The sequence below is a fragment of the Bartonella sp. AA18HLJMS genome, from assembly GCF_042197245.1.
Taxonomy (GTDB): Bacteria; Pseudomonadota; Alphaproteobacteria; order Rhizobiales; family Rhizobiaceae; genus Bartonella.
Genome location: NZ_JBHIRP010000001.1, coordinates 305,308 through 330,882, shown reverse-complemented (window position 1 = coordinate 330,882; position 25,575 = coordinate 305,308). Strand labels below are relative to the sequence as shown.

At 37.0% G+C, this 25,575-nt stretch carries 14 protein-coding genes; 9 read left to right on the top strand and 5 right to left on the bottom strand.

Annotated features, from left to right (window positions below; genetic code table 11):
* Positions 1-193: 193 nt before the first annotated feature.
* Both ACFINW_RS01325 and ACFINW_RS01320 read right to left on the bottom strand, forming a co-directional pair.
* On the bottom strand, positions 194-940 hold the full coding sequence (locus ACFINW_RS01325; protein WP_375673681.1) for a M48 family metallopeptidase: 747 nt from the start codon (positions 938-940) through the stop codon (positions 194-196).
* A gap of 31 nt (positions 941-971) precedes the next feature.
* Positions 972-1,751 (bottom strand): alpha/beta hydrolase, encoded by a 780-nt coding sequence (locus ACFINW_RS01320; protein WP_375620866.1) that lies wholly within the window; start codon positions 1,749-1,751, stop codon positions 972-974.
* Between the two features lie 196 nt (positions 1,752-1,947).
* Between ACFINW_RS01320 and infC the strand changes: the two genes are divergently transcribed.
* From infC to ACFINW_RS01300, 4 genes are all read left to right on the top strand, one after another.
* A complete protein-coding gene (gene infC / locus ACFINW_RS01315) occupies positions 1,948-2,466 on the top strand; it encodes a translation initiation factor IF-3 (protein ID WP_375673680.1) in 519 nt (172 codons plus the stop codon).
* A 345-nt stretch (positions 2,467-2,811) separates the two neighbouring features.
* A complete protein-coding gene (locus ACFINW_RS01310; RefSeq protein WP_375620867.1) occupies positions 2,812-2,997 on the top strand; it encodes a hypothetical protein in 186 nt (61 codons plus the stop codon).
* Positions 2,998-3,061: 64 nt separating this feature from the next.
* A complete protein-coding gene (locus ACFINW_RS01305) occupies positions 3,062-4,828 on the top strand; it encodes an ABC transporter ATP-binding protein (RefSeq protein ID WP_375620868.1) in 1,767 nt (588 codons plus the stop codon).
* A 151-nt stretch (positions 4,829-4,979) separates the two neighbouring features.
* Positions 4,980-5,117 carry a hypothetical protein gene (locus ACFINW_RS01300; RefSeq protein ID WP_375620869.1) on the top strand — a complete coding sequence of 46 codons (138 nt, stop codon included), beginning with the start codon at positions 4,980-4,982 and terminating at the stop codon, positions 5,115-5,117.
* Positions 5,118-7,070: 1,953 nt separating this feature from the next.
* Here ACFINW_RS01300 and ACFINW_RS01295 read toward each other — a convergent pair.
* Together ACFINW_RS01295 and ACFINW_RS01290 are read right to left on the bottom strand one after the other, a co-directional pair.
* Positions 7,071-11,729: a translocation/assembly module TamB domain-containing protein gene (locus ACFINW_RS01295; protein WP_375673678.1), complete on the bottom strand. Its 4,659-nt coding sequence runs from the start codon at positions 11,727-11,729 to the stop codon at positions 7,071-7,073.
* Positions 11,729-13,693, bottom strand: a complete 1,965-nt coding sequence (locus tag ACFINW_RS01290; protein ID WP_375629174.1) for an autotransporter assembly complex family protein — start codon at positions 13,691-13,693, stop codon at positions 11,729-11,731. Before ACFINW_RS01290 ends, ACFINW_RS01295 begins: the two co-directional genes overlap by 1 nt.
* 409 nt (positions 13,694-14,102) lie before the next feature.
* Here ACFINW_RS01290 and ACFINW_RS01285 point away from each other — a divergent pair, with 409 nt between their 5' ends.
* Positions 14,103-15,635: a YifB family Mg chelatase-like AAA ATPase gene (locus ACFINW_RS01285; RefSeq protein ID WP_375611373.1), complete on the top strand. Its 1,533-nt coding sequence runs from the start codon at positions 14,103-14,105 to the stop codon at positions 15,633-15,635.
* An 11-nt stretch (positions 15,636-15,646) separates the two neighbouring features.
* Here ACFINW_RS01285 and ACFINW_RS01280 read toward each other — a convergent pair whose 3' ends face one another.
* Positions 15,647-16,552: a transporter substrate-binding domain-containing protein gene (locus ACFINW_RS01280; RefSeq protein ID WP_375611372.1), complete on the bottom strand. Its 906-nt coding sequence runs from the start codon at positions 16,550-16,552 to the stop codon at positions 15,647-15,649.
* Between the two features lie 1,196 nt (positions 16,553-17,748).
* Between ACFINW_RS01280 and gyrB the strand changes: the two genes are divergently transcribed.
* The 4 genes from gyrB to coaBC all read left to right on the top strand — a co-directional run bounded on the left by gyrB (position 17,749) and on the right by coaBC (position 24,162).
* Entirely contained in the window at positions 17,749-20,181 is a 2,433-nt protein-coding gene (gene gyrB / locus ACFINW_RS01275; RefSeq protein ID WP_375629169.1) for a DNA topoisomerase (ATP-hydrolyzing) subunit B, read from the top strand.
* A 118-nt stretch (positions 20,182-20,299) separates the two neighbouring features.
* Positions 20,300-21,082: a bifunctional demethylmenaquinone methyltransferase/2-methoxy-6-polyprenyl-1,4-benzoquinol methylase UbiE gene (gene ubiE / locus ACFINW_RS01270; protein ID WP_375612796.1), complete on the top strand. Its 783-nt coding sequence runs from the start codon at positions 20,300-20,302 to the stop codon at positions 21,080-21,082.
* A 2-nt stretch (positions 21,083-21,084) separates the two neighbouring features.
* Positions 21,085-22,671 carry a 2-polyprenylphenol 6-hydroxylase gene (gene ubiB / locus ACFINW_RS01265; protein ID WP_375620872.1) on the top strand — a complete coding sequence of 529 codons (1,587 nt, stop codon included), beginning with the start codon at positions 21,085-21,087 and terminating at the stop codon, positions 22,669-22,671.
* A gap of 69 nt (positions 22,672-22,740) precedes the next feature.
* Positions 22,741-24,162, top strand: coding sequence for a bifunctional phosphopantothenoylcysteine decarboxylase/phosphopantothenate--cysteine ligase CoaBC (gene coaBC / locus ACFINW_RS01260; protein ID WP_375620873.1), 1,422 nt, complete (start codon positions 22,741-22,743; stop codon positions 24,160-24,162).
* Positions 24,163-25,575: the final 1,413 nt, after the last annotated feature.

Below are 25,575 nucleotides of genomic sequence, written 5' to 3'. Positions count from 1 at the left end.
TCGGAACTTAGGGTTATTACGCTGAATTACAAAAAAGATAAAGCAAAACATTGAAGACACTCAGCAAACCAAGCAGGGGAGAACAATCGTGCTGAGAGCTTCAATGGCTTCCTCATTATGCATGAGCAAGCAAACACTCAACAAAACACTCAACAAAAAGTTCCGTTAAATATTGCCTTCATTTGAAAGTTTTTTACGCCTCTAAATTATATGAATCAAAATTAATTGCATGCAGTCTAGAAGCATTTTCTTTCAACCAAGCACGATATGTTTTACTATCAGGACATAGCTCTTCACAAAGAGCCCAAAATCTTGGCCCATGATTCATTTCAACAAGATGAGCAACTTCATGGGCAACAACATACTCAACAACTTCTTTTGGTGCCATAATAAGGCGCCAAGAAAAAGAAAGACGCTTATCGATTGAACAAGAGCCCCAACGACTTCTCGTATCTTTATAACAAATGGATTTGACTTTACGCTCTACCTGATGAGCATAATGTGCCACCAAAGGCGTTATAATAAGCGCCGCTTGTTTTTTCAAAACGTCAGCAATGCGTCTTGGGAGATATTCTAATTGACCATAAACAATAATTTCAGGCCCTTGCTCCGCATCTGCTGTAATGATTTCTGTTACCCCACGTCCCTCTCTATGCTTTATGGTATGAGAAACACCCAATAAGGAAATTGTCGCCCCTTCTTTGAGATAAGCATTTTTATGAGAGATTTGTACATGAGCAAGACGTGCCTCAATCCAAGATCGATGCTTTTCAATAAAATTTTCAACCGCATAGAGATTTATTGCTGGTGGTGTTGTTACACAAATCTCCTGACTTCTGGCATCAATACGTAAGGTAAGACGGCGCGCATACTTATTTTCCCGCACCCGTACAGGTACAAAACGCTCAGAAAAAATAAAATGCTGTTTAGAAATGCTCATATATTTTTATCTTCATCAATAAATGTACCCCTTACTTTGCATTAATCTGATTAATAAAAGATCTCAATACTGTTTCAAGGCAATCTAAATCTTGTGGACGAGAAAAGCGATGATCTGCATCACGAACAAGTGTCAATGTTACATCATGGAGAGGTAAATGATCAAGTAAAGTCAATGTATGCTGATAGGGAATATCTTCATCTTCCATCCCTTGTAGAATATGGACTGGACACCCAACATCAATGCATCCTTTCATAACACAATTTTCGCGCCCATCTTCAATCAATGTTTTTGTAAAGGGCATTGGCTCTGTATCATCAACTGCAGGTCGTTCAATATAGCCTTTTTCTTCCAAAACCTTCCATTCTTCTGGGCCTAATTTTGGTTCCACCAATGTTTGTGTAAAATCAGGTGCTGGAGCAATCAATATCATGCCAGCAAGCTTCTTATTTTTCTGTGCTAGCATCATTGCAAGCCTTAGCGCAATCCACCCCCCCATAGAGGAACCAATCAAAATTTGTGGACCCTCACAATAGGTTTCAAAAGTCGCTAAACTTTCCTTAACCCAACGCGAAATTGTTCCTTGAAAAAAATCACCTTCAGATTCTCCATGTCCAGAATAATCAAAACGTAAACAAGACAAATCATTCTTCTGAGCAAACTGATCAACTAACGCTGCCTTACTTCCTAACATATCGGATTGATAGCCAGGAAGCCAAACCAAACCTGGAGATTGGCGCCCCTTGCGATAGCGTACTGCAAGTGCGGTGTTCTCAAATGAAAAAAACTGACAAGGAATATTTTGATCCATGATTTTTTATCCTCTATAAAACAATTTCTTTAAATTAAGAGAAAAACTTTTATAATCTAAATCATTCCAAAAAGTAATAAATCAAATAATGAAAATAACACGAATTATAGTTGTTTTTAGGTACATAATTGTATATTAAATTAACTGTAGTTGAATCAAAATTTAAGGAGCATAAACCATTCGTAAACCGTTTAAAATGACACCTACCCAAAAAGACGGACCACGTTCAAATCAGGATATTCGGGTACCTCATGTTCAGCTTATCAATGATGAGGGACAACATCAGGGAGTTGTTGCGATACAAGAAGCTCTTGCTATGGCTGCAAATGCGGGACTTGATTTGGTTGAAATTGTACCAAATGCGGAGCCACCTGTATGTAAAATCATCGATTTGGGAAAATTAAAATATCAAACCCAAAAAAAAGCTGCTGAAACACGTAAGAAGCAAAAAGTCATCGAAATCAAAGAGATTAAGATGCGCCCAAATGTTGATGTCCATGATTATGGAGTCAAACTCAAGGCTGTTCATCGCTTTATTGATCATGGTGATAAAGTAAAGATTACTTTGCGTTTTCGTGGTCGTGAGATGGCTCACCAAGATCTTGGATTAAAGCTTCTTCAGCGTGTGAAAGAAGATACAAGTGAAATTGCCAAAATCGAATTGGAGCCAAAGCTTGAAGGCCGGCAAATGATGATGGTGATAGCACCTAAATAGTTTTGCATTGGAATAATATTCGCATGCAACGCATCAAAATGATGTGTATAGTATTATTTAGAAGCACCACATAGAATTTTTGTGGTGCTTTTAAGGTTTTATAAATGTGTATAAATCCTTTTAAGAGTTTAATAATGCTTTATCAATTTATAAGAAGAATTCGTCATTTTGCATATTAATGAGAAAGCTCAAACATCGTAAGGTCTTCTTATTTCAAGCTCTTTTATCATGCAATGCGGCAAAATTGTTTGCTTACACATCACAAATGGAGATGATACATAAAAATTATTAAAAAAGCAGAAATGTTTTTTGTGAGCCATTTCAAGTGCCAAAGGCTATCACAATATGGAAATTGGTAAATACAATAGTGAAACTCACCGGTATCTTTTATTGAAAACTAAAAATAATGATGAACAACGAATTTTCGTTATACCTTTTACAGAAACTTTGAACTACATTCTTCACTCTCACCGTCGTGAAATTGATGTGATGAACCTTGAAAGAAAAAGCTATTTTTGTAAAAAAGATTAAGGGGCTTTTTAATTAAGAGTGTTTCAATCTTGCATAAAATAATGAGAGAATATAGAAGCTCTTCATGGCTAAAAAACAAATTTCCTCTTTTGACAAACATCTTATTATCCGCCTTTTGCGAGAAAATTTTCGTAAACATATGCGTTGGTACAGTGCGGCTATCTTCTCAATGATCATCATTTCTTGTACCACAGCAACCAGTGCATGGATTATGCGGGATGTTGTTAATCAGATTATTGATGCACAAAATTTTCCTATGATTGTTTTGATTTCTAGCTTCATTGCTTTTATCTTTATTCTCAAAGGAGTTGCAACTTTTTTCCAAACTTACTTTCTAAACAAAGCAGGCAATAGTATCATTGCTGAACAACAGCGTAAAATTTTTGCACGACTTATGGAACAAGGTGTCTCTTTTTATCATAATAACACTTCATCTGATCTTCTTGTTCGTGTAACTCATAACGCGACAGCCGTACGTAATATAATTGATACTATTATCACAACTTTTGTACGTGATTTGCTTTCCGTTAGTGGTCTGTTGCTTGTCATGTTCATTCAAAACTTTGTGTTAATCTCCATTACTTTAATCGTAGGACCACTAGCTTTTTTAGGCGTTCGAATGGCTTTAAAACGCGTTCGCAGCTTGATGGAAAAAGAGCTCCTTTCACTTGGTGAAATTATCAAAATCGTACAGGAAACGGCTGTTGGTATTCGAATCATCAAGGCCTTTTCACTAGAAGAAGTCATGAAAAAACGGATGGACAAAGCCATTTGTGATGTTGAAAAACAAACAAACAGTATTGCAACACTCGAAGCTATTACCAATCCAATTATGGAAACACTCACGGGTGTTGCCATTGCAGGTATTATTTGTTTTTCCGGTTATCTTGCAACCCAACGCGCAGGTGTTCAAGGTGAATTTATGTCCTTTATTGTTGCTTTACTTTTAGCTTATGAACCCGCAAAAAGACTAGCAAATGTACGTGTTAAAATTGAATCTGGCTTGGTCAATATCCGTACGATGTTTGAAATACTCGATTGTCCCCTTACAGTTGTAGAACATAAAGAAGCTAAAGATCTGAATAAAACGCAAGGAACTATTCGTTTCGAACATGTTTCTTTTGCATACACTAATAACAAAATGATATTGAAAGACATCAACCTAGAAATAGAAGCCGGAAAAATGACAGCATTGGTGGGACCATCCGGTTCGGGAAAATCAACCCTTATCAACCTTATTATGCGCCTCTATGACCCCACAAAAGGACGCATATTGATTAATGATCAAGACATTCGCTACACAACATTTCGCTCTCTGAGAAACCTGATGGCCTATGTAGGACAGGATACTTTTCTCTTTCAAGGAACTGTTAAATATAATATCGGGCTTGGAAAAGAAGGGGCTAGTGATGACGAAATTATCGAAGCAGCAAAAGCAGCAAATGCTCATGACTTTATTATGAGTTTGCCAAATGGTTATGATACACAGATAGGTGATAATGGCTGTAATCTTTCAGGGGGGCAAAAACAACGACTCGCTATCGCTAGAGCAATGATTCACGATAGTGAAATTCTGATTCTTGATGAAGCAACAAGTGCGCTCGATTCACACACCGAAGCACAAATTAATGAAGCTATTCATCACCTTACTAAAGGACGCACAACGATCATTATTGCTCATCGCCTTTCAACGATTGCTCGTGCTCATAAAATTGTGGTCATACAAAATGGACAACTGATTGAACAAGGTACTCAAAAAGAATTGCTAGCAAAAGAACATGGGTTTTATAAAAAACTTCATAATATCCAGTTCAAAAAACATACCTCCTAATTTCTAGATCCTTAAATAAAATTTGAAATAAAAAATGGATAGAAGGTAATGCTCCATTTATAAAAAAGACTTGTTACCACGAAAAAGCATTACTTTAATCAAAGTTGGCAAAGAATTTATGGTTTATTGAAAATAAACTTCTTGGATTTAGATGAAAACTTTACTCGCTATTTTGTTGAATGCAATTGACTTTAACCATGAAATTTCAAAAACCCCTTCCCTTCCTCAAATAAGTGTTGAAACATTCATAAGTGTTGTGAATCCTGAAAGAGAAAGCATAAAAGTTTGAAAAAATTATCGCGGATGATGATGAATTTGGATTAATACAACCTTTATCCGTGTTTATCCCTGCACTGATAATTTTTTTCTCCACACAACTTTTAAAGGACAAAGACTCTACCCAATCTGATCTGTAAACAATCTAGATTTTTATTGAGCTCATTCCTCTTGATAACAACTTATGTGATTCACTTATACAAGGCTTACCCTAAATATTCACCACGTGCTTTCAGAATACTGTGTCAAAAAGGCTTACATACCTTATATCACCACACCTCAAATGTCGGTCTTTTATGGTACAACAGAATAAGCTAACAATTATAAATTGTGTTGCAAATTATAGATACACTCCGTTTAAAAGAAAAACATTGAAAAAATAAGAGAGGTTTTATTATAAAACTTTTTTACTGTTGTAGCTTGCTTTAAAGCAAGCTTTGCTGCTTTTTCTACATTTAGAAACTAAAATGATATTCCTCCAATACCTTAACGGCTTGAAGAGTTTATAAATGCACAACGTTAGTGCCTATATAAGGCTATAATTTCAATATGTAAAAAAACAGATGAAAAGCAAAATGACATTCCTCTTTCTTTTAACCGCTAAAATAGAAAAATACGACATATAATTCTGATAAATATTTTTACAAAAATATCTTTTAATATACATTTTAATACTTTGATTTATAATCGTAATTTGTTATTTTATATCTTAAACAAAAGATAAGATGTAATTTGCTTATTGCAAATTTTCTTTATATTTATGATGAATCAATCAAAAGCGCTTGTTGTACGTCATAAGAGATATTGGTATATGCATAAAAACTCTTAAGATAAGCAATAAAAATACCTCTACACTTTCAAGTGAAAAGATTGTCAGCAACATGAGAAGCTGGAAAATAGAATGATAATGCCGGCTTATAGCTTTAGTAAATACTTATACCTTTATTAATAACGGTAGTGTAGATTTTATACCATTCATAAGAGATACTTTATACCATTTCACAAGCAATCTTATGAAATAGACTCAAGCGCACACTGAGAAATGTTCCTTTAAAACAAGTACATAAACTTGCAACACAATAATGTTATATTTTGGAGTATTCTGTTTGGGGAGCTATTCGTTATAAGAAAAGTGATCTTATTCCAGACACAATAAACAAAATCTAAAATAATAGGTAATTTTTATTATTAAAAAATATTGCTTTAAATGCGTTTGACAATAAAATCGATATCTTATGAATTCTCTGCTTGCCTCACGTTTTTGACGGTCTTTAATGGAATCATGTCCTTCACGTAAAAACAGAATGCCATTGTGTTGCAAATTCACGTACTTGTTTTAAAGAGATCTCTCTCAAAGTCTTCCCTAAGCCCATTCGCAATAACATTCGTGAATTGTATAACGATAAATCCATTAACCCCCTCTATCTTTACGCTTATGGAGTAACAAGCCGGCACCACTCACACTATTCTGCCAGTCCCTAATGTTGCGACAGCTCTTAGCTCTCGAGATGATTCATAAGAGGCATTTTTAGTTATTTCTTAATAGTTTTATCCACACAGGATTCTCCGCTTGTAGCATACAAGCCGAATGATTTTGATTGATTCAATACGAAAGAGATTCGTACGATATTCAAAGTTCTAATTCAAGTTGAATAACAATAAATTATCTTTATAAATCAATATATTGCACACACTACATTCTTTAGGCAACAGCACGATATGGGCTTGAAAACAAGGTAAGGTATTTCTCTAAAATAAATATATAGCAGCAAAATAACATACTATCTTTCGTGAAGATTTTGTCCCTTTAGAGAATAGCATAACAAAAATCAAATATTTCAGATACATCTCTTCACGCCTCAACAAAAAGCTTCTTCTTTTATAGGATTTCTAGTCTATGCCTCCTTCCTCAGATTTAGAAATGAGAGACAAAAAACGAAGAAATTGTTTTTTTAAAATTCAATCTTTAATAATCTCTTTCATAAAAGAGACCTATACTAGAATTTTGTTCATTTCCTATGGCACCTTTAGCTTTGAGATGACGCGAAATATCTAAATTAATTGTCCCTTTCGTCGTTCCATCAGACCCTGCTTCAAAGCCCAAATAAATATTATTGTGTATGTAGCGTCCAATACGTAAGCCTGTATTCCCCTTCTCATTAACGATAACATCAAGATCATCAAGTCCAATTTTAGTTCGTAAAGTATTCAACAAAGATGTATTAGAACTACCTGCAAGATCAGCCGCTGCTGCTGCAAGTTGAGCAATCTGAAATGGTGATAATTCATTAAGAGAGCGTTTAAAAATCAAACGCGCCAAAATCTCATCCTGAGGCAAATTTGGTTGTGATGAAAAATTAATATCAAGATTATCAACCGTCCCACTTACAGTTACAGTGACACGAATATCACCACTGTTATTGTTGGTTACAAAATAAACCGTAGGATTAAGATTACCACTAAAACTCGCTTGTCCTTGATCAAAATTAAGACGTTGCGACAAGATATCAAAACGTCCACGAATCATTCTAAATTCACCAACTGGATGCACATCATTCAATGGACCTGCTAGATTAATGCGTCCTCCCAGTTCAGCATCTAAGCCTTTTCCGCGTACAAAAAATTGATTGCGTGCTGTAATACGCATATTTGATAGCACGACAGATGAAGATTCTTGTGTAACTATACGGCTTTTGCTTTTGTTCGTGTTCTTAACATCAGCACGTTCAAGTGTTGTTTGAATCGATTTAGTTAAATTCTTATTTCTAACATCAAGAAACTTGGCATTTTTAAAATGATCAGGAACAAAAACTTCAGCTTTTTCAACGATGATATCACCACCAAGAACAAGACTATTTAAAAAATGACCTGTCATTGTCATCTCACCTGATAATGTTGCCAGAATCATAGAACCATCATTATAATTGGCATTATCAAGATGAAATATCAAATCTGTCTCTAGACCATTAGAGATACGACCTGAAGCAGAAATTCCTCCCCCCTCAAACGAAGAAGCTGAAGCTTTTTCTATAAGGATATGATCACCTTTCAATTTGCCTTCAATTGTTATATTATTCAATCCTACATTTGTTTGTGAATCAAAAAAGCTACCGTCGCCTATAGAAATATTTCCTATCAATTGTGGTTTTGATAATGACCCATTAAGAGCTGTATCAATTCTTGCTGTACCCGTTATATGTGCACCACGCTTAGCTAATAAGAGATTAACAAAATCAAGAGGCATTATCCCTTTAACGTTTAATTTTGCCTCTGAACCATTAAGAGATACAGGCCCATGGATGGAAAGATCTAATCCTTTATCTCCAGTAGCTATCATATTTTCAATATGAAATGTCGATTTTTTATAAGAACCACGAGCATTTATATTGATTGACATCGGTCCTTTATGCGTCATAGCGGTTAAATTTTGACTAGAAAGCTCAAAATGAGCAGATGGATCCTTCATTGTTCCACCAATATCAACTTTACCTATCACTGTCCCATCAAGCGCTTGTCCTGCAATAAAACCATTCGCCAAACGTGCAGATAAATTTTGCAAATTAATACGAAGATCAAGCGCATTTTTCTCTAGAGATACACGCCCCTGAGCTTGTGCTTGTACTCCTTCTCCTGTTAAATTTGCATTCAAAGTAAGATTTTGATCTACAGTGTTTCCCGTGGCAGAAAGAGAAAAAGGCATAATTTTTTTATCTTGAAAAGCAACGGTTGTCAGTCCCTCACCTTTTATATCGTAAGTTATATCAGGTTTTTTTAAATGACCACGAATCATAACCTGCCCTGTTACACTCCCTGCTGCACCAAGATCGGATTTCCACAAATTGACTAAAGTAGCAGGAAGGGCATTCATTGTAAGTTGTAAATTCAGGGTATCTTGAATATTTCCTGCTAAGATGATGTTGCCCCCATTTATTGCAATTCCTAATTCATTGATTGTCATTCCATCTTTATCAAAAGAGATTATAGATGGCTTCGGCAATGTCGCATGAAAAGTATGTTGTTTTAAGTCCACAGCTTCAATTTGCACTTCTCGTTTTATACTTTCTGGAAGTTCCTCAACCATTAAACGACCAGAAAGCCGTGCATTGAGAGTATCATGCAACGTCGCCTGGACAGTAAAAACCGTTTGTCCATTATTCCTATCAGCGTGAGCATTTAAACGATTGACCATTACCAAAGGTGTTTGAATATGTTCTGCATTGATAACTCCTTCAAACTGAGTCATGCCAAAAGGATCGAATATGTCAGCATCTATTGCCAATTTTTTTATTTTATTCTTGGAAAATTTCAAATGGTTAACATGCGCCTTCACATTGGTTTTTTGTCTGCCATTTTGTTCATCAAAAATAAAATCTCCTTTTACTTTTCCACTACCATCCTGCAAAAATAACGCTGAAAGTACGGAAATATCATCGGCATCAATATGCAGCGCTCCTTTCAAAAAACCGCCAAGTTGTTGAGAAAGATCACCCGTTATTTTTGCACTTCCCCCTCTAATATCGATATTTTCAAGTTTTCGAATTTTATGAGAATCTTCAAAAGAGGCCGATAAATGCAAAGGTTTCTTAGCAAAAATTCCTTCACCCTTTACCACCCCTGTTAAAGAAGTAACTGGTGCTGTATTATCTACAAATGCATCTATGTTAAATGTTGTGTTTTGAAGTTTCTTCCCTACAATTAATGCTTCAGAAATATGGGCACGCGTATTTAGTTTTATATGGCTATTGCGCCCTCTCGCCGTACTTTGAATTGTAAGTGCACCACTTATCTTTGAGTCTAATTTGGACAAATCAGATATTTGAGCAGATAGATCCATTTTAGCGCTTTCATCTGAAAAATAACCATTAGCCTCTATATTTGTATATTGATTTTTCAAATTAAAATGACGTAAAGTGAAGCCCTTTGTATTTCGAGCAGTGCCACCTGAAAGAGTAGTATTTCCTTTGAATAAACGATCAAAAGACTGCACGCCTATTTTCATATCGTCAGCCATTCCTGATAATTGGAGATCAAAAATGCCACTCAATAAACTGATCGTTCCTTTGGCTTTAATATCTGCATTACCAGAAAGTGATTGTTTACTGAACACTTCCAAAGGAGTTAATGTTTGAGCTTTTAAACCGAGATCGCCTTTAAAAACAAAATTCTCCATTGTCCCTTTTAACCAAGAAGAAAAACCCTGAGCCGTAACACTCAGATCATGAATCAAAATTGGTTTGTTCGAAACAATATCCGTATCTAAATGCACATGAACCGCTTGGCTTAAATTTTCTACTAACGCTCCCTTAATCTTTTTAACCCCTTGAAGCGTCCCTTTAACCTGAACACCAACATGACGAGAAGCTGCATTATCAAGATTTTCGCTTACTCCTCCCATATCAAAAATTGCATCGCGAATATAAATATTTTTATTGCTTAAATGATTTACAACCAACCGCCCATTCCAAGATTGTTGACCTTCGCGACCATAGTCAATGTTCAAAGCAAGAGTATTCGCAGGTTTTGGCACTTCTGATATAGGTAAATGAATAGACTCCTTTTCGTTATCAAGAGCCATTTTGCCATCAACAAAAAGCCGTCGCAAGAATCCATCGGCGGTTATTTCAGCATTGGCTATAACATTCATTGCTTTGTTCTGAATAACCATCTGATCAAGGTGTGTCACACCTTCTTTTGTTCTTCTTGCCTTTGCTTTTAATGTTATATCAGATTCGAAGAGACTACGATATTGAACAGGTATTAAAGGGCTCAGTGTTCCCTCTAATTTCGTAGAAAAACTCTGTCCTTCTGGAACACTTGCAAGAATAACATTACCATCTAAAATAGAATGATGATCGGACTCTAAAGAAAGTTTGATAACCAAATCATCAAAAGTACCATCACCTTTCACGACGAGACTTAATGCTGGACGTTGTTCAATGTTAAAAATATTCGCCAAAATACCATTTTGTGGTTCGTTAGCAGAAATATCAATTTGAGCTGTACGATTACTATCAGATATCTTGGTGAGAACAGAAAAAGAACCCGGTGCATCTAAACGATGCGCCGCTATATCGACATCAAAATTACCACCAGCCAAGGTGAAATTGCCTTTTAAGGACATATCAGCAGAAAAACCAAAAAGATTCTGTTCAAATGTCACATGTTGAGCTGTAAGCGTATTGATAGAAAGAGTAAGCGGTAATTTTGGTAAAGAGAATTTACCAGTCTCAAGGGAAGAAACAAAAGAAGAATTGCCTTGCGGTTTGCGTAAAAATGTAACCTGTTCTGCCGAAAGCTGGTTAATATCCATCCGTCCTCTCAGCAACGCTAGACGATTCCAATCCATTTTAGCATTGGTAATTTTAAGCCAAACCCCTTTTTTATCACTGACAGTAATAGTATCAATTGATGTTTGAGAAGACAGTGTCCCTTGCATATTGTGTAAACGAACTTGACGATTAGGCGCTGAAAGCTTTCGTTCAATTAAAGAAACAAACCATGAGCGATCATCTGTTTTCATTTCGCTAGAGGGAAGAATGTCTCCTCTTTGCGCAAAAACAAAACCACCCACCCCAAAAAACAAAAATACAAAGAAGAAAGCTGATAAATGTACACCTTTTTTCATTAAAATGCTTGCCCTATACCCACATAAAAACCAATGCGAGGGTCACCCTTCTCTCTCTTTAAAGGAAAGGCTAAATCAACGCGTAAAGGACCAAGACCCGTCATATAACGACCTCCTATACCGGCTCCCCATTTAATTTTTTGAGAAAAATCAAAATTCGCCTTTTCCCCGACTAAACCTCCATCAAGAAAACTGACAAACCCTATTTTATCATTTAAAGAAACACGCAATTCTGCTGACCCCTCAATAAGCGCCCGTCCACCAACAACCCCATCATTTTCTGTTTTGATACCAATATTACGGTAAGCATAACCACGAACAGAGCCCCCACCACCAGCAAAAAAAAGCGTATTTGCGGGTACTTGTGCTGCATCATTCCCAAGAATTGCACCAAGCTTTGCCCGCGCAGCAACAACAAAACGATCCCCTTCATCCAACGCCCAATAAGAACGACCTTCTGCTGTTACTTTTGCAACAAAGTTGCTAAAACGCATCTCATAAAAAGGCTCAATGAAAACTTCACCATATAAACCTTTTGTTGCATTAAACTTATTATTACGACTATCGTAAATCAAACCGCTAGGGAAACCGATTGTTGTAAAATTACGGCTCCCAAAATAGATATCACGTGAATAACCATTTGAAACTTCTACAGCAGCCTGTCCCGATAGATTACCATTAAAAATATGCGTAATACCTAATTTTCCTTTGATGGCTTTTGTCGTATAATTTTCTAAAACATCTTGTTGTATTTTTAATTCTGACCTGAAATCTGTATCTGGCGTGAGTACACCGGGCTTTACAAATGTAGCACCGAAAAGATAATCAAAATTTTTAAAATTATATGATTGCTTTTTATTGCTACCAACACCACTTATTTTTGTTTCAATTTTAAGAGTCTCTGCATGACCCAAAAGATTGTTATGCATCCAATAAGTCTCAAAACCAGCACCGTCTAAAGTTGAATAGCTACCGCCTACACCAAAACGACGCGGTTTACGTTCTTGTACAACAAGTGCAAGCGGTAAACTACCATCTAGATTAATAGTATCAGCCTCACGTATATTGATAGCACGAAAAACACCAAGGCGCGCAAGACGTTCATTTGCCTTAGCTAACGCATCAGAATCGTATATCTGCCCTGGTTTCAATCCGGTCATCCACGCGATATAAGCTGAATCTACACGTGGTTTCTTACTTATATTACGCACACTTAAAGGACCATAATAAGCCTTTTGTCCAGGAGCAACAACAATCCGTCCTTCAACACGCAACGCAGCATGGTCAGCCACGACCTCACTCTTCATAATTTTAGCTTTAGCATAACCTTGTTGCCGCCATCCTTCTATCGCCCATTTTTCTGCTTTCAAAATGGTTTCAGATTTAGCAATAGCCCCAACTTTATAGCCCAATTCTTCAATTGTGGGCATTTTATGCGCTTTACGTTTTTCAAACGGAGCTACTTTATCAATATTGGCAATACTAAAAACATATTGTGGACCAGCATTAATTGTAATAACGATATTCGATTGTGCTGGAAGTTGAGTTACCGGACTTAAATCAGCGACTTCTAAGCCATTAATTTTAATACTAATAACACCACCATAGCGTCCATCAGCATAAAGAGCAGAAAGAATTGCTCGATAATCTGAACGCGCCTTGGCGAGCAAACCAGAAGAACTGGCGGATGCTTTCTCTTTATCAGCAACAAGAGAAGAAACAGATTTAACTATTTTTATACCTTCTAATGGTGCACCTGGCGGTGCAACAACATCAACTTTATAAAATTTCTCTGTACTTTTGGCATAATGTGAAGAAGAATTTGTTTTCTTTTGACCAAAAAGAGGGATGCCGAAAAAATCAAATGCAGCAAGTGGCTGTGGAAAAGAAAAAGTAAAACACAAGCCTATAAATACACAGCGCACAGTCCCTGATTTTAACAAAATTCTTGTCTGGTATACCATAAAATCAGATACCTTATAATACACTTTGCATCTACTACGCTTTGAAATAATATAAAAATAAGAAAGGTAAATATAATTACTTTGCACATTTTACACGTTTTATCACATCAAATAACACTCTGCGATACATAACGTTATCCTCCCCTTATATTTTCATAAAATTTTACACTGTTGTATAACACGAACAGCCTCATTCTTTTTTTCTTAACATATTTATTTAGCTTATTATAAATGTTTTATTGCGTCCCATATCATCATGGTTAAATTTGTACAAATGACTTTCCATGGGAATGCTAAAAAACTGCCCACGTATATAGTTCTCTCTATAAAAAAAGCTATAGAGATGCTTCTTGATTTTTATAAATAGATATGATTGTCTCTACCAAGTCTAAAGGGGGAAAATAAATAAATGATCGCACGTATTACAACTGTTGCTTTTCGCGGTCTAGAGGCAGTCCCTGTCGATGTACAGGTTATGATTTCGTCTGGTAAAATAGGAATGGCTATTGTTGGATTAGCTGATAAAGCAGTTGCAGAAAGCCGTGAACGTGTACAAGCAGCCCTCCACGCTTGTGGACTTTCTATGCCTACTAAACGAATTACGATTAATCTTGCACCAGCTGATTTGCCTAAAGAGGGATCGCATTATGATTTGCCAATCGCCGTAGGCTTAATGCTTGCTATGGGAATCCTCCCTCCCGAAGTAGCTCAAGACTATGTCATTTTAGGAGAATTATCACTGGATGGTTCACTTACCGCCGTTAATGGTGTTTTACCAGCTGCCATGACAGCTTTATCACTCGATAAAGGACTAATTTGTCCCTTCCAATGTGGACCTGAAGCAGCATGGGCAAATGCAGAAATAAATATTCTTGCCCCAGAGACTCTGCTCACTATAGTCAACCATTTCAAAGGAACCCAAATTCAAAAACGTCCACAACCGCGCCAATATACTATCGAAACTGAACTTCCAGATCTTTGCGAAATCAAAGGACAAAAAACAGCCAAACGTGCCTTAGAAGTTTGTGCTGCTGGACGCCATAACCTTTTGTTTGTAGGTCCCCCTGGTGCTGGAAAATCTATGCTAGCGCAACGCTTACCTTCCATTTTGCCACCTCTTGATAGCCGTGAGCTTTTAGATGTCTCTCTGATTGCTTCTATTACAGGAGAAACGGTTCATAATACCATTTCACTTCATTGTCCCTTTCGTTCCCCACATCATTCTGCTTCCATGGCCGCAATGATTGGTGGAGGGCTTAAAGGACGACCGGGAGAGGTCTCCCTTGCTCATAATGGTGTGTTATTCCTTGATGAATTGCCTGAATTTTCTCCACAGGTTCTTGATTCTCTTCGTCAACCTTTAGAAAGTGGGGAGTCAGTTATCGCCCGCGCTAATCACCATATTAGCTATCCTGCTCGCTTCCAACTTATTGCCGCAATGAATCCTTGCCGTTGTGGTATGGCAGGCGAAAAAGACCATGTTTGCCCTAAAGGGATACGCTGTCAAATCGATTATCAGTCCCGTATTTCTGGTCCTCTGCTTGACCGAATTGATTTACGGATTGATGTCCCTGCTTTGACGGCTATGGACCTTATGCAACCAGAACAATCAGAAAAAAGCTGCGACGTTGCCAAACGCGTCGCACGGTGCCGTACCATTCAAGCTAAACGTTTTTCAACAATGGGGTTTGATCATATTCGTACCAATGGCGATTGCCCTGCCAAAATTATAGAACAGATTGCCATTCCTGATAAAAGTGCGACCATACTCTTACGAGATGTGAGTGAAAAAATGCACCTCTCCGCACGCGCTTATCATCGCATTCTCAAAGTTGCACGCACAATTGCTGATCTTGACGGATCAGATACTCTTTCACGCTATCATCTCGCAGAAGCTATTTCCTATCGACTAGGCGCAGAAAGATTAACAGCCCTTAATTAAAAAACTACTCATCAAAAAAAACTTATTGGAAAATAACGCAAATAAAGTTCTGTAAGTTTACCATCCTCTTCTAGAGATTTCAGCGCATAATTGAGTATATCAACCAATTTTTCATTCTTTTTTGCAACAGCAAGCTGCATTCCTTGCCCCAATAACTGTGGCGCCATATATGCCCCCCCAACAAAATGGCAGCAATCAACAGATTTTTGTTTTTTGAACCATAATGATAAAGCAAATCCATCATCAAAAATAAGGTCAATTTTACGCTCTTGTAATGCTTTATAGAGCTCTTCTCTCTTTTTAAACCCTTGCCATTTGGCTTTAGGAAAATAATATTGAAAGAGTTTTTCGTGAACACTTTTAGACAAAACACCACTGGTTAAATGTATCAATTGATCGCTTATTGGCTCATCGAGATTTAAACGTCGAGAAGCAACAAATCGCGCTGGAAAGCGCAAATATGACTTTGTAAAAACAAGATCTTGCTGGGTTTTACTTGTTTCTTTTAAACCCGCAATAATGACTTCTGCACCACCATTTTTAACATGTTCTAAAAGCTCTTTCCAAGGAATCACTTCTATTTCACAAAGCTTCTCTAATTTTAATTTTGAGCAAATAGCGCGCAATAAATCGATATTATAACCTGCAAGATACCCCGATTGATCAATAAAATTAAAAGGAGGAAAATCAAAAGTTGTTACAAAACGCAAACGAAAGATATCCGTTGTATCAGGTTGTACCAAATGTTCATGCGAATCAAAAAAAGAAGGCAGCCTTTCAGCTTCTGCGTAAGAGGAAAATAGAACCCCCCCTGCTACAAATAAAATACGAATAAAAATATTGTATGGATTATTGAATAAAAAGTACTGTAAACGCAATTGAAGATGTTTCACATATATAGATTTTTTTATTTTCAAAATCTCTCCCCCATTTTTCAAAACTAAGATGCAACACTTCTTAATTATTATCTAACGCACTTCACCAAAATATCTGGCGTTTAATAAATAAAATTCTTGCTATTTTTGAAACCATTGAAAATGCTTAGATTTCTGATGTTAATTTTCCAAAATGAATATATAAAAAGTAATTTTAGAGAAAAGCGATTTAATTTTTTAATATAAGAAATAAGCTGTATATACTTTAGTGGTACACTTTATTTTATCAAAATATCCCGCGTACCTTAAAATATTAAGACCATTTCCTTGCGTATCACAACCTGGGAAGTATATAGATACTATTGAAGAAAAGAGTAAAAATACCCCTCAAATGCCGAGGGTTTTCTCAACATTAAGGTTGCACCAACATTTAAGAGCTGAAAAATAAAATGATGATTCTGATTTGCACTTTATTGTCACGATGGGAAAGATGGAGGACATAAATCTTGTAGTATTCACAGGGTATTTTGCGTTATACTATTCAAACATCGTTGTAAAATGAGTTTGGGAACATTGAGCGATGCAACCTCACGAGAATGCAAGAAACAAAAGCGTAAGATAATTCGTCATTACCCTCATTATTCAAAAACATCACCGTAGACGTTTTTTTAATTGTAAAGTTGAATATAAAAGATGATCGTAGAAACGTGTTTTTACATTTACGCATTTATATTTTCCTCAAATGAAGCTTTTTTCACACTTTAAAGATGACACAAACCAATATACAAAATATTTTCGCCTCAATCTAACATACAAAAGTTTGAACTGCTTAGAGAGCTCGCAACCTTTGTTTTAAATATATGGTAGAATTAGGATTGAAAAATTGATTTATGGATAAAACAAGTGAGACCTTTATTAGTGTAACACAAAAATGCATAACTAATTCTGAAACATTACGCATATGCAAAAATAAACAAAGTAAATAGCATCGTTTATGAAACAGTTTTTTGTATAAGTCATAAGTGTTTATTCGCCTTATATCACCGTCCTAGTGTTTTACAGCATAACAGTACACTATCATTTTATCATTCTCTCCATTATATATCGACAGATATTGAATCTAGATCTGATATACGGTAAATATTTAATGTGGTTATTCCATAAATAACTGATCAGAACATTGAGCTTTAAAAAAGCGGATAAAATATTGTAAATTGAACACAGGAATGGACTAACTTATGAGTGATGAAATAACCTCACCAGCACAAAGCAATAACTATGATGCCGCTTCTATCAAAGTTCTCAAAGGTCTTGATGCTGTACGCAAACGTCCTGGTATGTATATCGGTGATACTGATGATGGATCGGGGTTACATCATATGGTCTATGAAGTTGTAGACAATGCTATCGATGAAGCTTTAGCCGGTCATGCAACTCTTGTAAACGTCACACTCCATGCTGATGGTTCTTGTTCTGTTCGTGATAATGGACGTGGAATTCCGACAGATATCCATCCAACAGAAGGTATTTCTGCCGCTGAAGTTATTATGACACAGCTTCATGCCGGTGGAAAGTTTGATCAAAACTCTTATAAAGTTTCAGGCGGATTACACGGTGTTGGCGTTTCTGTTGTGAATGCATTATCCGTTTGGCTTAAATTGCAAATCAAACGCAATGGTAAAATTCATGAAATATCATTTACCCACGGGGTAGCTGATGCTCCATTAAAAGTTGTTGGCGATTGCGATCAAGAAAGTGGAACAGAAATTAGATTTTTACCAAGCTCTGAAACCTTTACTATGGTTGAGTTTGATTTTGAAACTTTAGAGCGTCGTTTACGGGAATTAGCTTTTCTAAATTCTGGGGTTTATATTCTTCTTGTTGACGAGCGTCATGCTGATATTAAATCCGTTGAATTGCATTATGAAGGTGGATTAATAGAGTTTGTGAAATATATTGACCAATCAAAAAAAGCTCTGCTTGATACTCCTATTTATATTGCAAGTGAAAAGGATGGTATGAGCGTTGATGTTGCCCTGTGGTGGAATGATTCCTATCATGAGAAGGTCTTGTGTTTTACCAATAATATCCCTCAGCGTGACGGTGGAACGCATTTGATAGGTTTCAGAAGTGCCCTTACACGCCAAATTAATGGCTATGCTGAATCTTCAGGTATTGCTAAAAAAGAAAAAGTGAACTTAACCGGTGATGACTGCCGTGAAGGATTAACAGCTATTCTTTCTGTCAAAGTTCCTGATCCAAAATTTTCTTCACAAACAAAGGATAAGTTAGTCTCTTCTGAAGTGCGCCCTATTGTTGAAAATTTGGTCAATGAAGGTCTTTCAATATGGCTGGAAGAACATCCTCATGAAGCAAAACTTCTCATTAGTAAAGTGGTAGAAGCTGCAACAGCACGTGAAGCAGCACGCAAAGCACGTGAACTCACAAGACGAAAAGGGGCACTTGATATCACTTCTCTACCAGGAAAGCTTGCCGATTGCCAAGAACGAGATCCCGCAAAATCAGAAATCTTTATTGTCGAGGGGGATTCGGCTGGCGGTTCAGCAAAAAGTGGGCGCTCACGTCAAAATCAAGCAATTTTACCCCTTCGTGGTAAAATCCTCAATGTTGAACGAGCACGTTTCGATCGCATGCTCTCATCTGATATGATTGGAACACTTATTACAGCTCTTGGAACGTCTATCGGTAAGGATGAATTTTCGCCTGATAAATTACGTTATCATAAGATTATTATCATGACGGATGCGGACGTTGATGGAGCCCATATTCGTACTCTGCTGCTCACTTTCTTTTTTAGACAAATGCCCGAGTTGATTGAACGTGGACATCTTTATATTGCTCAGCCTCCTCTTTATAAAGTATCGCGTGGAAAATCTTCCCAATATATTAAAAATGAAGCAGCGTTTGAAGAATTCTTGATCGATACTGGATTAGAAGAAACAACGCTTGAGCTTTCAACGGGAGAAGTTCGTGCAGGAGCTGATTTGTATCAACTCGCTAAAGATGCTCGTATATTACGTCAACTTTTAAATGGTCTTCATACCCGTTATGACCGTAATATTGTTGAACAAGCAGCAATTGCTGGCGCTTTTAATCTTGAAGTCTTTGCAACACAAGAAAAAGCGCAAAAAATAGCAGATACTACAGCACACCGCCTTAATCTGATTGCTGATGATATGGAACAAGGTTGGAGTGGACAATATACAGCAGATGGAAGTTTATGTTTTGAGCGTATTTTGCGTGGTGTTAAAGATGTTGTTACGCTTGATGTGGGGCTTATAAATTCAACTGACGCACGCCAAATTGATCGCATTTCTCAAAATTTTATCGACATATATCATCCTCCTGTTCTTTTACGTCGCAAAGATAAAACAGAGCGTATTTTTGGTCCTATGAGCCTTTTAGAGAGCATTTTTACAAACGGTAAAAAAGGTGTTACTCTTCAACGTTATAAAGGTCTTGGGGAGATGAATGCTGAACAACTTTGGGAAACAACGCTTGATCCCAATGCACGTTCTCTTTTACAAGTAAAGATTAATGATGCAACCGATGCAGATTCACTCTTTTCTCGTCTCATGGGTGATGAAGTTGAACCTAGACGTATTTTTATTCAAGACAATGCCTTAAGCGTTGCCAATCTTGATATCTAAAGGTACTCTTCTGTTTTTGGCTGTGTAAACGTCGTAGTTTTATACGTTGTTTTTTCGTAGTTGAACATTCCCTCTCTATTTCATTTACGATAAAAGAAAAATAAGGAAGATCATATACATGGCAATTGAAACAGAACGTGTAGGAACCAAGGGTGGCATGGAGCACTCTTTTGGTTTTACAATAGTAGATGAAACACAAAAACAATCCATGGTGGATGGTGTGTTTCATTCTGTTGCTGAAAATTATGACAAGATGAATGATATCTTATCCTTAGGGCTACACCGTGTGTGGAAAAATTCCATGATTGCTTGGCTTTCCCCACCAGCACTTTCTCATTGGAAAGTTCTTGATGTCGCTGGCGGTACAGGTGATATTGCTTTTCGTATTCTTAATGCTTCACGCCAAAAAGCCCATGCTACAGTGCTTGATATTAATGGCTCAATGCTCAGCGTTGGCAAAAAACGCGCACAAAAAAATGGTCTTGCCCCTCTGATTGATTTTGTTGAAGCCAATGCAGAAAATCTACCTTTTGAAGATCAAAGCTTTGACGCTTACACGATTGCTTTTGGAATTCGCAATGTTCCTCATATTGATCAAGCTCTTAGAGAAGCTTTTCGTGTTTTAAAGCTCGGTGGACGTTTCTTATGTTTAGAATTTTCAAATGTCGAGATGCCTTGGCTCGATAAAATTTATGATCTTTGGTCTTTCCATGCTATCCCTAAGCTAGGTCAATTTATCGCAAATGATGGCGATGCTTATCGTTATTTGGTTGAATCTATCCGCAAATTTCCTAAGCAAGATGATTTTTCCCATATGATCAAGCATGCGGGGTTTTCGCGGGTATCGTACCGCAATCTCACCGGTGCGATTGCAGCGCTGCATTCAGGTTGGAAAATTTAAAAATGGTGCAAATTTCCCCTTACTTTCAATTGATGCGTGCAGGATGGGTTTTAACACGTGAAGGTGTTTTAAGTGCTCTTCCTCATGATGATCTTCAAGGATTTCCAGCGCTATGTCATCGTATAGCGAATGCATTAGCACGACGCAAAACAAAAAAGAAACAGCGATCTGAAAATATTTCATATGCCATTAATAAGCTTGGACCCTCTTACATAAAACTTGGTCAATTTCTTGCCACAAGACCTGATATTGTTGGGCGTGATATTGCGGAAGATTTGTCACAGCTACAAGATCGTGTCCAAACATTTTCTTGCACTGCCGCTATTGCTCAAATTGAAAGTTCTCTTGGTCGCTCTATTGATGATTTATTCGTAAATTTTTATCCCCCCATTGCCGCCGCTTCTATTGCTCAAGTTCATCCAGCTGAATACAGTGATGAAACTGGCCATAAGAAAAAATGTGCTGTAAAAGTTATTCGTCCCAATATCAGAGCACGTTTTTCTAAAGATCTTAGAGGATTCTATCTCATTGCTCATTTACAAGAGCGCTATATCCCTGCCTCTCGAAGGCTTCGTCCTGTTTGTGTGGTGGATACTTTAGCACAAACAACACGACTTGAAATGGATTTACGCTTAGAAGCAGCAGCTATATCTGAAATGGCTGAAAATATTCAACATGATACAGGATTTCGGGTTCCACGTATTGACTGGGAACGGACAGGACGTAATGTTCTTACAATGGAATGGATTGATGGTATAAGAATATCCGAAACTTCCAAACTCAAAGAGGCAGGATTTGATTTGAAGGCGCTTGCTATTACGCTTATTCAATCTTTTCTTCGTCATACACTGCGTGATGGTTTTTTTCACGCCGATATGCATCCTGGTAATTTATTCGTAGATGAAAAAGGATGTATTGTCGCTGTTGATCTAGGCATTACAGGAAGGCTTGGCAAAAAAGAAAAGCATTTCCTTGCTGAAATTCTTTACGGCTTTATTACCCGCGATTACCATCGAGTTGCACGTGCCCATTTTGAGGCAGGCTATGTTCCTTCACACCATAATATCGAAAGCTTTGCACAAGCCAATCGCGCTATTGGCGAACCAATTCACGGACAATCAGCACAAAGCATTTCCATGGCTAAATTGCTCACTTTATTGTTTGAAGTCACTGAATTATTTGACATGCAAACGCGACCTGAACTTTTATTGCTGCAAAAAACGATGGTTGTCGTGGAAGGTGTTGCCCGCACATTAGACCCCACTTTTAATATGTGGAAAGCTTCTGAACCCATTGTCAAAGAATGGATTAGTAAAAATTTAGGACCCGTAGGCGTTGCAAAAGACTTTAGTGAAGGAGCACAAGCTCTCCTTTCGCTGGCACGCAAAACACCACAATTGGTTCAAAATTTCCAACGAATAGAAGAAGATTTCAATCAAATGAGAAAAACAGGTTTTAATCTTTCTCCTGCTACCCTCAAACAACTTGCTGTGGAACAAAGCCACAGAAACCGTTATGGTCGTTATAGTCTTTTCATCATTGCACTTTGTTGCGCTTGTCTTACTTTTTACTTTTTTCATCTTTTCTAATCTCCTTAATATGCTAAAAATATCAACAATGAAATCATTGAAATCATTTTTATTTCTTGGAGGTATTTTATGGCCAGTATTACTATTCGTAACCTGTCTCTTGAAACCAAAGAAGCTTTGCGCATACGCGCCGCGCAAAACGGTATTTCTATGGAAGAAGAAGCCCGCCGTCTTTTAAGCAATCCTCCTACTCACACCACACTCCCCTCTCATGCCAGTGCTGTTGAAGTGCAATCATTGAAATCAAAATCTCTCCTTCTTATTATTGGTGGAAGTATTGCATCTTATAAAGCCCTTGATTTGATTCGCCGTTTACAAGAACGTGGAGCACATTTAAAAGTTGTGATGACAAAAGCGGCGCAAAAATTTATTACGCCTTTAGCCGCTGAAGCTTTAAGCGGTGGTACTGTATATACTGATTTATTTTCACGCGAAGAAGAACATGATATCGGACATATCCGATTAGCACGTGATGCTGATCTGATTATTTTAGCTCCTGCTACAGCCAACCGCATTGCAAAAATAGCCAATGGAATAGGAGATGATCTGGCTGATTGTGTCCTTTTAGCAGCACGCTGTCCACTCTTGATTGCACCCGCCATGAATCCAGCCATGTGGGTGCATCCAGCAACTATTCGTAATGTTGCACAATTGCACGCAGATGGCGTTCATATCATCGGACCAGAAATCGGAAATATGGCTGAACGTGATGAGATTGGATATGGACGTATGAGCGAACCTTTAACTATTGTCGCTGCTATAGAGAATCTTTTGAATGTGCATGAAAAACCTCTTTTTGGCCGCCATTTCATCGTTACCTCTGGTCCTACCCATGAACCAATTGATCCAGTACGTTATCTTGCTAATCGGTCCTCAGGTAAACAAGGTCATGCCATCGCAACCGCTCTTGCACATTTGGGTGCAAAAGTAACACTTATTTGTGGACCTGTTCATCTTGCAAACCCACAAGAAGTAAAAACAATTCATGTTGAAACAGCACAACAGATGTTAAAAGCCGTTCAAACCGCATTGCCTGCTGATGGTGCCATCTTTGTTGCCGCTGTTTGTGACTGGCGCAGTCAAACGCAGTCTTTACACAAAATTAAAAAGAATGCTCATAAAATACCACCATCCCTTGATATAGTCGAAAATCCTGACATTTTAGCAACGATTGGACACGCTCCAAACCGCCCCTCATTGGTCATTGGTTTTGCTGCTGAAACATGTGATATCATTGCCAATGCGCAAAAAAAATGTGTTGAAAAAGGAGCTGATTTCATTCTTGCTAATGATATTTCTCTTCAAGTAGATGGTACAAGTGTCATGGGTGCTGATACAAATCAAGTTTATCTCGTAAGTAGAAAAAAAGTTGAACAATGGCCTCATATGAGTAAACAACACGTAGCGCAAAAATTAGCAAACGTGATTGTATCATTTTTTGCCCCCCAAACATCTACTCCTCATGAGAAAAATATACCCCTTTGCAAATAAGAACTCTTCAAACGCGTTGATATTAAAACACCTTATAAAATAGAACTGACAATAGGTGTCTATCCATCTCAATTAGTATATAATATTTTTGATTTATAATGATAACCTAGCATTGTTCATATTAAATTAGAATCCCAGACATCGTAAGATTCTCTTATTTCCAATCTCTCTCATATTGAATCAATAAAAATCATTTTCTTGCACGTTTTAAACAAGGATAACTGTATGAATACAAAACGTTTAAGAAAGAACTAAAAGCGCTTATAATGGACCGTCTCAAGAACCAAGGGCTTGTCTCGGACAACACTGAGGATGATGGTGCCAGCGTGCTCTTTTTATTAAGCGTAAAGTTAGTGATGCCCTATAAGTTTTATATTATTCACGAGAGCTTTACCCATATACCATTCACAAACGCTGTTGCGAAATGGGTATGATGAGCGTTGGGAAATGTTTTTTTAAAATCCTATCTCACCCTAGCCTTCATAAAAGTAGAATCTATTGCACCACTGTCTCGCCAGCTTATAAAAAACAAGCTATCATTCACTTTGGCTACCATCAATTTTGACAAAGCTCTTGTAATGGATAAAATTTATAAAAAGCATTTTCTTTCTTCAATGTTTTTATCCCCATATTGGTCATATTTATGATATGCAAATAAATGATTTTGATTGTTTCATGATGAGAGCAGCTAATGAGAAAATATGACAACTTTATTTTGAGCTCTTATTCGCTATGAAAAATAATGTATAAATCAATGATATTATAACATCTCAATGCAATTTGAAGCATATCTCACACTGACGCTTATAAAGAGTGTAGACAAAATTCACTGCACCACTGTCTATAAGTTTATGAAACTGAAGCCTTTATTATTTTCCTCAGTGATCGGTCTTTAAGATTAAATGTGTATGTCCTCTCTCCAGAATACTAAGACCACAAAAACTAGAATTTGATCCATGATATCCTCACATTGTGATGTTTCATGAGAAGCATTTTTATTCCTTTATCGAAAGCTTTGTATCCATACATTGGTCTCGCCTATAATGTGTACGTAAATAATTTTTTGATGTTGAATAGAGTCTTTGAAATTAAAGAATATTTCTATATTTGGGATTCTTATTCAAGTTGAAAATGATCAATTCTCTTCGATAACTTAGTGGTGTTATTATCTAAAAATTATTTGATACAGTGCACCACTTGTATGAAAAGTGCTTCAATGAATGCTTACTTCATTGCACTTATAGCTTTTAAAATTCAAAATCTCATCATTTTTAAGCATCCGTGGTTTCTCCCTTTCTTTGCTTCTTCTCAAAAAACTGCTCTTTTCTATGGGATCTGACGGTCAATCGCCTAAGCTTATTTTTTCCACTTCTATCATATTAATCATTCTGTTGCCCAAAATTAGAATATCTA